The following is an 11,278-nucleotide window of genomic DNA, read 5'->3' as shown; positions in this document are numbered from 1 at the left end:
CTAAACGTTGTTTCTGAAATCTCATTACATATTATATGTAACACCATCGTCTCGCTTTGCTCGACGAGGTGCGCTATTTTTCTAAACTCGGACTTCGCTTCGCTCGTTCTCGTCAAGAAAAATATGTGAATTTTCAGGGTTGTGTGTACTGTTTAATCTTAAATTATCAAGGTTCGTTTGCTTTGCTGTTTAAAACAGCTTAGCTATTATATCAAGCTCATTTCATCTTGTCAACAACTTTTTTAAATTTGTTTGAGGTTTTTTTGAACTTTTTCTGCTCGTTTTGAGCAGCTTTGATATAATACCAAACTTTTAAATTCGTGTCAACACTATTTTAACGACTTTTTTATATATGTATATCCTTATATTTTTCAAGACTTTTTACTGGTGGCTTTTTTCTATTCATGTTATAATCATCCTCATGAAAGTATTAAATAATGATTTGAAAACTTCCACATTCAAAGGCATTTATGTACTATCAGGTGATGATGAATTTTTAAAAAACAGCTATAAAAAAAGATTGAAAACGGCTATGGTAGGTGATGACCAAATGAACTATGCCTATTTTGAAGGAAAGGGGATAGATGTAGACGCTATTATTGACTTTGCCAATACGCTTCCGTTCTTTTCAGAATACAGATGTATTCTTATAGAAGAAAGTCAATGGTTTAAATCCGGAAACGATAAGTTTTTAAACTATATTTCAGATAAACCCGATAGTACAAAAATCATTTTTGTAGAAAAAGAAATCGATAAACGTTCAAAACTCTACAAAAAGGTCAAGGATATCGGATATATCGCAGAACTCAATCATCCTACAGATGATGAGCTGAAAAATTGGGCAGGAAATATCATAAACAAAGCCGGCAAAAAAATCACTGTTTCAAACATGGATTTTTTTATTGCCAGAGTTGGAAATGATATGGAAAGAATAAAGAGCGAATTGGATAAATTACTCTCCTTTACTCTTGACAAAGATATTATAGAAGAGGAAGATATAAGAGCGATAACAAGCATCAGTCTGACCAACAGAATCTTTGAGCTGGTAAAAATGATTACCAACAATAAAATCAAAGAAGCTTTGGATATATATGAGGACCTGGTAGCTTTAAAAGAGCCGTCACTAAAAATAATGATTCTTATCACAAGACAGTTTAACCAGCTGTTGCAAATCAAAGAATTGATGTCTGCAGGTTTTAACGAAAAGGATATAGCATCAAATCTGAAACTTAATCCCTATGTAGTTAAAAATCTTATGCGTCAAGCCCGTGGTTTTGACATGGCATTGCTTTTATCCTATGTCAAAAACGCAATCGAGTTGGAAGAAGCTATAAAAAAAGGTAATATTAATGAGAAATTAGCACTTGAGTTGCTAATGCTTACACGTTAGTGCAAGTAGTTGTTGTGTATTTTCAAAAAGAGAGAGGATTTTCATGAAGTTATTAGAAGAGCGTATCAAAAAAGATGGAGTAATCAAAGAAGGTAATGTAGTAAAAGTTGATTCCTTTTTAAACCACCAAATGGATGTGGAACTCTTTTTAGAAATGGCTAAAGAGTTTAAGTCAAAGTTTGCTTCACACAATATAAACAAGATTTTAACAATAGAATCCTCAGGTATAGGTATTGCCGCAATAGCAGGACTTGAATTCGGAGTTCCTGTAGTATTTGCAAAAAAATCAAAATCAATCAATATAGACGGTGATATGTATACCGCAGAAGTTGAAAGCTTTACACATAAATGCAAAAACCAGGTAATAGTATCAAAGAAATTTTTAAGTGCTGATGACAGAGTTCTTATTATTGATGACTTCCTTGCAAACGGATGTGCACTGCAGGGACTTATCTCTATAGTAAATGAGTCGGGCGGAACAGTTGAGGGCATCGGAATTGCAATAGAGAAAGGATTCCAAAGCGGTGGACGTACTATAAGAAATCTCGGTTTCCATTTGGAGTCACTTGCAATAATTGATTCTATGGATGCCGCTACACAGAACGTAGAATTCAGACAACAGGAGGACTAGGTCTTAGACCTTTTATTTATGAAATATTTTTTTGCATCCGATATACACGGCTCGGCTTTCTATACAAAAAAAATAATAGAAAAGTATAGAGAAAGCAATGCCGACAAACTTATACTGCTCGGTGACCTCTTATATCACGGTCCAAGAAACGATCTGCCAAAGGACTACTGTCCTAAGGAAGTCTTTGCAATGCTTAATGAACTTAAAGATGACATTATTGCGGTAAGAGGAAATTGTGATTCCGAGGTGGATCAGATGGTACTCGAATTCCCAATGCAATCCGATTATTGCATCGGGAATTTTAATGACATTTACTTTTTTATAACTCACGGACATGTTTATGGAGAGGAGCATCTGCCGAAACTTCCAAAGGCGGGTGCATTCATATACGGGCATGTACATCTTCCTATAGCAAAAAAAGTCGGAGATGTTTATATATTAAATCCCGGATCGGCATCACTTCCAAAGGAACAAAATCCAAACTCCTATGCAATACTTGATAATGACCTTTTTTCTATATATGATTTTGACGGCAATGTATTAAAGGAGATAAAACTTGAGAAAAATATTTGAACTGTACGCACCATGCCACTTCGGTCTTGAGGCCATTCTAAAAAGAGAAATCATAGATATAGGCTATGATATTACAAGAGTAGAGGATGGAAGGGTGTATTTTGAAGGTGACGATGAAGCTATTGCCAGAGCCAATATGTGGCTTCGCACTACAGAAAGAGTACTGATTAAAGTTGCGGAATTTAAAGCCACAACCTTTAGTGAACTCTTTGATTCCGTTGCCGCAATACCTTGGGAAGATTATATTCCTGCCGACGGTAGGTTCTGGGTGAGTAAGGCTACTTCTATAAAAAGTAAACTCTTCTCTCCTTCCGATATCCAGTCCATAGTTAAAAAGGCTATGGTTGAGAGAATGAAAAAAATTTATAAAAAGGAATGGTTTGAAGAAACAGGCGCCGATTATCCGCTTAGAGTTTCTTTAAATAAAGATATTGTCACCATAGGACTTGATACCACCGGAGTATCTCTTCATAAAAGAGGCTACAGAACTATGACCGCCAAGGCTCCTATTACAGAAACTTTGGCTGCCGCCCTTATTATGCTTACACCATGGAAAAAAGACAGAATACTTGTCGATCCTTTCTGCGGTAGCGGTACTTTTGTAATAGAGGCTGCTATGCTGGCTGCAAATATTGCTCCCGGACTTAAAAGAGGTTTCTTAAGCGGCAAATGGTCAAATCTTATAGACAAACAAGTTTGGGATGATGCTTATGAAGAAGCAAGAGAAACGGTAAGTATCGATACAAATGTAGATATACAGGGATATGACATCGATAAATCCGTTGTAGAAGCTGCCAGAAGCAATGCAACAAGAGCGGGTGTTATAGATATGTTACATTTACAATGCAGAGATGTGGCATCACTTTCTCATCCGAAAAAATATGGATTTATTATTACAAATCCGCCATATGGTGAAAGATTGGAGGAAAAAGAAAATCTTCCGGCCATTTATAAGAGTCTTGGGGACAGATATGCAGCTCTTGATTCCTGGTCACTATATCTTATCACATCGTATGACGATGCCCAAAAATACATCGGAAAAGAAGCCGATAAAAACCGAAAGATATACAACGGTATGATGCAGACAAGGTTCTATCAGTATATGGGGCCAAAGCCACCTAAGAGAACCGGACGGGAATAACAATGAAAAAAATCATTTTTGCAACCGGAAATAAAAACAAACTTAAGGAAATCAAAGAAATTTTGCCGGGTTTTGATATCATATCCGCAAAGGATGCCGGCATATCTATTGATGTGGAGGAGACCGGAACAACATTTAAAGAAAACGCCTATATAAAGGCAAAAGCCATTTGGGATATCACCGGAGGTATTGTTCTCTCTGACGATTCCGGTTTAGAGGTGGATTACATAGGGGGAGAGCCGGGAGTATATTCTTCCAGATATATGGGAGAAGACACTTCATACAATATAAAAAATCAAAACATTATATCCAGACTGCAAAATGCGCAGGGTAATGAAAGAAGTGCAAGATTTAGAGCATGCATCTGTGCTATACTTGATGACGGTACAACCGTATTTACAGAGGGAAGCATGGAGGGACTTATAGCTCATACCATATCGGGTGAGAACGGATTCGGATATGATCCGATACTTTTTCTGCCCGAATATAATAAAACAAGTGCCGAAATAAGTCCTGAAGAGAAAAACAAGATAAGTCATAGAGGAAAAGCACTTATGGCAATGAAGAAAAAGCTAGAGGAATTTTATGAAGATACTGATTGTTAGTGACACCCATAGAATGGATGATATACTGAAAAAGGTAATAGGTAAAGAAAAGCCTTTTGATATGTTAATCCATCTTGGTGATATAGAAAGCAGCGAAACAAAAATAAGTTATATGATTGAACCTGACTGTGCCTGCCATATGGTACAGGGTAATAATGACTTCTTTTCACAACTTCCAAGAGAAAAGGAAGTAAATATAAAAAATCACAAGGCCCTTTTGGTTCACGGACACCAGTACGGCGTAAGTATGGGTGTAGATATCCTGAAAGATGAAGCTCTTTCAAGAGGATGTGATTTTGCCATGTACGGTCATACACATAGACCGTTTTACAAAACTATTGACGGGGTCACCATATTAAATCCGGGCTCTCTCGGATATCCCCGACAGGCCCGACATACTCCAACTTACATGATAATGGAAGTAGCCGACAACGGTGAGTTCAATGTAGAAACAAAAGAAATATTCGGAGCATAAAAACAGACCTGTGCATTTTGCACAGGCCTTTACTTTTATTCTTATTCAAGAGTCACACTTGTGATAACCTTATTGTTTACTTTAATCTTGTAGTCTTCTCCGTCTCTCTTTGTACCGCTCTTTACAATAGTTCCCGAGTTACCGAGTAATTTCACCTGATAATTTGAGTTAGGAGTTGTGATCTTCCATGTAGTCTTATTATCCTTTTCTTCTACAGAAGCCACATAACCTGTCATTGTAAGAAGCTCTCCTACAGTTCCCTTATATACCAACTGATTGTCATTGCTCTTATCAACTACGACAACCTCATATTTGTCATACTGATCAGCCTTTATATTGAGTCCTGCGATATAGAGTCTTTCATCCTTTATACCGTTGAATCCGCTTCCCTTATTTGATCCGCCTTCCTTAAAATAGAAAGTTCTGTCTTCTCCGTCAAGCTTAACAGTCTGCTTTCCGTACTTCTGAGCACCGTCCTTACCGTCTCCAAAATACATCATGCGATACTTTCCTGAAAGGAAATCACTGTAATGAACCTTTCCTATAGCATCCACAAACTTTTCCTGTGTAGAATAAGGAACCGCTTTGTTTCCTGAACCGAGTTTATCTACAAACTCTGTAGTAGAATATTTTCCGTTATCAAGAAGCTTCATCTCAAACAATCCAAGTCCTGATATCATACCGCCCTTATCATCAAAAGCATACTTCTTTCCGTTAATGCTCTTTATCTCATTTGCACTGATATGACCTTTTCCGTCAGCATAGTACCAAGCCGTTCCGTCCTCTTCCCATTTACCTTTGTTGAGGAAGTATCCCGGAACCACCTTGAACCATCCCTTGGTAGACTTTGCTCCGTCCTCAGGTGTAGCGAAGTACATAAAACTCTCTGTATAGTCAGCTCTTGCCGATTTTGAAACTGCTGTAGAAGGTGTAGCTTCTGTATACCAGCTTGCAATCATTCTGCCGTACTCATCAAAACCGTACTTCTTTCCATTGATTGTCTTACCGAGATTACCGGTTTCCTTTTTGCCTGATTCCTTAAAGTAGAACCATCTTACCTGATCTGTATCCCAGTAATCTATATTAGGCTGCTCTTCCATTGTTCTCGCATTATCATCATGAACAAGTATCTCTCTCCAGCCTGTAGTCATAGCTCCGTCATTCTCATCACCGAAATAGTACTTTGCATTCTGCCATGCATCCTGATCTGTCAATCTTTCACCCTGTAAAACCCATCCGTAAAGCATTCTGCCTTCAAGATCAAAAGCATATTTCTTTCCGTTGATAGTTTTTAATGTAACATCACTTGTTGTGGAATCACTTCTCTTAAACGCCTTACCGTTTTCTCCAAAGTAGTACCACCACTGATCAGGTTCGTTTTCATCGTAGTCATTGGTATTCGGTATAGCCACCCATCTGTTCTTTACCATTGCACCGTTGATATCTACATAGTATGTAGCATTTCCGTCATCGATAAGAGCATCTGTTGCCATATCTCCCATATCATCAAGGTAATACCAATACTCCCCTGACTGCTGCCACTTCTGGGATACTTTTTCTTCGTTCTTATCATAGTATACCCATGTACCGTTTTCCTGCTGCCAACCTGTTGCGGCAAAAGATGTCATTGCACCTGCAATACTCATAGCGCCCACAAGTATCGCCAGCTTTGTCCTCTTCCCCATTTATTTCTCCCTCATAATCTATTGATATAAGTTCATATGCCAATGTACACATTCGCTTAATCTGTTTTTATTTTATCAGATGAAAAAGAAATTTTAAAGCTTTTTTGTAAAATTTATATATATTTTTATGTATTTTATTAATTTTATACAAGTACTCATGTTTTAAATTTATTTTTTCAAGTTGTATACAGGTTTTCTGTCTTTTAATCTGTATTTATTTGCTTAAAAAATATATATTTTGTATATGGAAAGCAACTTTTAGCATTCTTAAGTTAGTAAAACCTAACCAAATTACGAAAATCTATACACTCGTTTACTTTAAATCCCTACATTTACATAAAAAAGAAGAGAGCACTAACCTTTCACATTAATGCTCTCTTCAAAATATTCCTGGTTCCATCGATTAATCCTCGCTTCCATAAAGAACCTTTTTTCTATATTTCTGATGTCCTACCACGATTTTACCGGACATTCTATATAGATGTTCCTATTCAGTTTTTAAGTTTTATCCCTCCTATAAGCTTCCTTTCACATCTAATACATGGTTGTTATCAATCTATCTACACGGTCCATCTCTCATTCAAATTCTACTTTCTCGTCATAAAACTTGTATGAGTACTATCCTAACCGATTTTTCAGATAGTAACTTTTAGAGTCTTCAATAATATATTATCTCATCAATCTTCTTATAGGTTCCGGATTAGATCAAAGTCTAATCATTACTTAAGTTTTCTTTGGACTGTACCTCTCTTTCTTAAATTTCCACTTTTAAAGTCTTTCTACCTTTTCCCTGTGGATATGCATTCATCAAACTTTTAAGAATATATTCTCTCTTTGTTTATGTCTACAGTATATCAGATATTTTATTTATGTCAATACTATTTTCTTATATTTTTGATATTTTTATCATTTTATTTTATTATTTACTTTAAATAGCCGTTTTAATCTGTGTTAATTGTGTATATTGTTTTAATTATCTGAATATTATGTATAATTTAAATAACTCTTTAAAGCAAAAAGAGCCTCGGAAAACTTAATTTCCAAGACTCTCTTTTTCTAAAAATCTTCCCTTATTATATCCCACACAGCTTCTATACTATGCTTATTCTTCACATAATCATCTGCCGCCTTGCTCATAGCTTTAAGGGCTTCTTTGTCATTATAAAGATTCACACACTTTTCTACAAAATCACCCGGATCATCTGCGACAAGCATTTGATTATATGAGTTGTCTATACCCTCTGCTCCGACACCTGTGGTTATTACCGGATCATTATAGTATAGAGCCTCTATTACCTTGCCCTTTACTCCTGCTCCGTATCTTAGAGGTACCACAACAAGTCTTACCTTCTCATACAGTTCTTTCAGCTCTTCTTCACTGACAAAGCCTTTAAATATAATTCCTTTAGCTTCATTGTGAAGAGCCTTTATCTCGTCCGTAGCATTGGAACCGACTATATAAAAAGGTGCTTTTATCTGTGCATAGATTTCATCCCACATATTATCAAGGAAATACTTCAATGCATCTGCATTTGGCGGATGTGAAAATCCTCCCACAAACAGTACACCTTCTCTGATATCGGGATTGTAGTCAATATTGCCAAACTTTTCAAAAACATAGGCTGTAATTGCTTTGGCATTTATCTTCTTGTCAAAGGTATGTATATAGTCCACCTCAACATTTGAAGGATAATAGCTTATGCTTGCCTTTCTCATCAGGTCAAGCTCCATACTCTTCCAATATGCACTGGCATTTTTTCTTTCCACATCACCTGTAAGCTCATACTCTCTTCTTTCACGCAGAAAATGTAAGTCATGACCGTAATATATTACCTTGATATCTGTTTTTTCTTTGATGAAATCAATATACTTTGTAGCTATATGCGGTCTGTTAAGATATGCAATATCAATATTTGACTGATTGTTTTCGATCCATTCAAATATATTTGTTCTCATCTCATTACCGTATAGCACCTCTACGCCCATTTGTTCAAGTATGGAAGTATATGGCTCGGACTTGGCAAAGTTATCCGGCAAAAACTTGACCACATAACCTCTTTCTATAAACATCTTTATATACTGGAAGGTGGTCTTTGAACCTGCGTCCTTATCAAATGTCGGAACATAGTGATCCACAAAGAGAATGACCTTTTTACCTCTGCTTCTTTCTCTGGCTCTGAATGCATTCGGTACACCGACATTGTCGTACTGGTTTTTGAACTCCTCACTCCATTTTTCCTGAAGCTTTTTATTGTTCTCTACCTGATATCTCTTAAGACCTGTACCGTTGACATCCGTACCGTTTGATACTCCCTCAAAGTGAGTTACCACACTGAGCGGCTGATATACCACTCTTAAGCCTCTTTTTCTCACTTCAAAGGCAAGATCGGAATCCTCACAGTATGCAGGTGCATATCTCTCATCAAATCCTCCGATTTCTTCCCAGAGTTTTCTGCTAAGCATTATTGCGGCACCGGATATATAATCCACATCTCTTACATAATTGTACTCAGGCTTATTCGGATCATCACATCTTCCATAGTTCCAGCCGCTGCCGTCACTCCATATGATTCCGCCGGCCTCCTGCAATCTGCCGTCAGGATATATAAGTTTTGAACCTACCATCCCTATACTCTCATCAGACTCAAGCAGTTTTATCAGAGGTGGCAACCAATCCTTTTGTACGGTTGTATCATTGTTTAAGAAGAATATATACTCGCCTCTTGCCTTTTTTGCGGCATTATTGCAATTCTTTAAAAATCCCTGATTGCTTTCATTTCTTGCAATTACAAGCCCGCTTACGAATTTGTCAATTTCCTTTGTCGCATCTGTGGATACATCATCTGCAATAATTATCTCATAGTCAAAGCTTTCGGTATTTTCAAGAATTGACACCAGACAGGCATAGGTATAATGTATTTGATTGTATACCGGTATAATAATACTTACCTTAGGATTTTCCACATATGGGAAGTTTATCTTACCCTTTTCCCTGTATAGATCACCTATCTTAAATTCACCCTCTATAAGGTTTCTTCCCTGTTCCGAATGGGTCAGCTTAAAATACTTTATAGGGTGGAAAATACTCATAAGTCTGTAGTTCAACTTCTTTCTTTCCACGCTTCCTTTAGGATATTTCTTATTATAAACAGTACTTAGCTTTCTTCTTATCCTAAACGGAATAGAGAGATTGTTATTATAAACATTTAATGTCTTTGCAAGCTCTTCATTCTCATGCCTTAAATTATCTATTATGATGCCCAGATTGTTTACATGATTATCTGTAAGTGTCTTAAGCCTGTTCATCTCTTTGATGGCAAGCTCTCTGTCCTTATTGATTTCAGTAAGCTCATTTATCTTATTTTTTGCATGTGGCAATTCGGCAAGTGCTACCAATCCATCGTTTAGAGTTTCATGGCTTACAGTCTCTACAAAGTAATTATCCAGATAAACCTCTTGGTAATCTCCATGTATATAATCCTGGAATCTTCTTTCGATAAAGTCCATTCCGTCAATATCATCTATACAAAAACTTGCCATAAAATCAGTTTCAGTTAAACTGAATTTATCCTGAATCTTATTTGAATTGTTTTGATAGAAGCTGTGTAAAGCGCGATATTTTATAAAGAGTTCTCTATCCTTTATAAAATCCATTGACTCGTCAAATATCCACTCGCAGTCTATCGCTGTAAGTTTATCGCCGTCCAATATAAAATTATCAAATATTGCATCCAGATTAAGAGCATCCTCATCCACTATCTTTTTAAGATATTCTTTAACGCCTTCTATAAATCCGTTAATATCTTTTCTTATACAGTCCTCACAAAGCCTGCTTAAAGACTTTCCGTTTATAAACGGGAAGTCTATTTCTCCGGCATTTTTAAAAGTTCCTTCAAGAACTGTTACGCTGTCATTTTTAATAAGCTTTGCGCCGTCATACATACCCAAAATATGTGGAATACCCTCTTTTTTCAAAGCGGACTTTACAACATACTTTTTACCGTCTCTAAGTCTGATCTCCGTCTTTATCTGATACTTTGGAAGTCTGGTTCTGTTGTATTTGATATAGACATTCTCCTCATTTCCACCGGCAACTATAATATATGAGTTTGCAAAGCTGTCAAAATCTCCTGTTTTTGCAGCCTGTGAAAATCTTTCTCCGATATCTTTCAGTGCAAATCTTGGATAATCATATGCCTTTATCTGTGAAAGCTCACCTGCTCCCGGCATCTCCTTATCTGAGAAGAGCTTATACACATACCTGTAGTTCGGATATGGATAATATGTGGAATGCTCACCTATCCATTCTCTTACAGTTTTTACACTTAAAGCCTCTTTGTCTCCAAACTCTTCTTCAAAGTAGTTCATTCCGTATTTATTATCAAATATCAAAACCAGCTTTGTGTTCGGCTTTTCTCTTTGCATTAACTTAACTACCATATCACTGCCATAGGCAATCACGGTATCAAAATCATTAAGCTCTATGCTCTCAAAATCGGTTATATATTCTATATCAATACCGAAAACAGCCTGCACACTTCCAAGCCTTTCCATATCGTCTTCATAAATATATACTTTTGATTTTTTACATAAATCATCCAATATAGCTATTTGACTTCCTAAGAATAATGTCTTACCCTTTATATCTATCCATTCCGTATTTCCAAGGGATAGTGATGAAAAGAAAGACAAATTTTCCAAACCGGGATTTTCTTTCAAAAGACTATATTCATCTTTTCCATACTTTTTTGAAAGTTCTAAAAGACTCATTTTCTCTC

The 11,278-nt window shown here is 36.5% G+C and carries 8 protein-coding genes; 6 read left to right on the top strand and 2 right to left on the bottom strand.

Annotated features, from left to right (window positions below; translation table 11 throughout):
* The first annotated feature begins 421 nt into the window (after positions 1-421).
* Genes holA through HMPREF1495_RS00280 form a run of 6 tightly spaced genes read left to right on the top strand, consistent with a single transcriptional unit; the run spans position 422 to position 4,815 of the window.
* Complete coding sequence (gene holA / locus HMPREF1495_RS00305) at positions 422-1,390, top strand: DNA polymerase III subunit delta (RefSeq protein WP_034211090.1); 969 nt, start codon at positions 422-424, stop codon at positions 1,388-1,390.
* Between the two features lie 43 nt (positions 1,391-1,433).
* Complete coding sequence (locus HMPREF1495_RS00300) at positions 1,434-2,021, top strand: xanthine phosphoribosyltransferase (RefSeq protein ID WP_007595124.1); 588 nt, start codon at positions 1,434-1,436, stop codon at positions 2,019-2,021.
* 18 nt (positions 2,022-2,039) lie between these two features.
* The gene (yfcE, locus tag HMPREF1495_RS00295) at positions 2,040-2,594 is read left to right on the top strand and encodes a phosphodiesterase (RefSeq protein ID WP_034211088.1); all 555 of its coding nucleotides are present in this window, start codon (positions 2,040-2,042) and stop codon (positions 2,592-2,594) included.
* Positions 2,578-3,735, top strand: a complete 1,158-nt coding sequence (locus HMPREF1495_RS00290) for a THUMP domain-containing class I SAM-dependent RNA methyltransferase (RefSeq protein WP_007595121.1) — start codon at positions 2,578-2,580, stop codon at positions 3,733-3,735. The genes yfcE and HMPREF1495_RS00290 overlap by 17 nt, the downstream gene beginning before the upstream one ends.
* Before the next feature lie 2 nt (positions 3,736-3,737).
* A complete protein-coding gene (gene rdgB, locus HMPREF1495_RS00285) occupies positions 3,738-4,340 on the top strand; it encodes an RdgB/HAM1 family non-canonical purine NTP pyrophosphatase (protein ID WP_007595120.1) in 603 nt (200 codons plus the stop codon).
* The gene (locus tag HMPREF1495_RS00280; RefSeq protein ID WP_007595118.1) at positions 4,321-4,815 is read left to right on the top strand and encodes a metallophosphoesterase family protein; all 495 of its coding nucleotides are present in this window, start codon (positions 4,321-4,323) and stop codon (positions 4,813-4,815) included. The genes rdgB and HMPREF1495_RS00280 overlap by 20 nt, the downstream gene beginning before the upstream one ends.
* 41 nt (positions 4,816-4,856) lie before the next feature.
* On the opposite strand, the gene HMPREF1495_RS00275 is transcribed toward HMPREF1495_RS00280, so the two are convergent.
* Positions 4,857-6,500: an N-acetylmuramoyl-L-alanine amidase family protein gene (locus HMPREF1495_RS00275; RefSeq protein WP_007595114.1), complete on the bottom strand. Its 1,644-nt coding sequence runs from the start codon at positions 6,498-6,500 to the stop codon at positions 4,857-4,859.
* Between the two features lie 1,056 nt (positions 6,501-7,556).
* Complete coding sequence (locus HMPREF1495_RS00270) at positions 7,557-11,270, bottom strand: glycosyltransferase (RefSeq protein ID WP_034211086.1); 3,714 nt, start codon at positions 11,268-11,270, stop codon at positions 7,557-7,559.
* Positions 11,271-11,278 lie beyond the last annotated feature (8 nt).

The organism is Lachnoanaerobaculum sp. MSX33 (genome assembly GCF_000512995.1).
GTDB lineage: Bacteria > Bacillota > Clostridia > Lachnospirales > Lachnospiraceae > Lachnoanaerobaculum.
The sequence above is the reverse complement of the archived record's forward strand: the minus strand, read 5'-3'. Positions and strand labels throughout refer to the sequence as shown.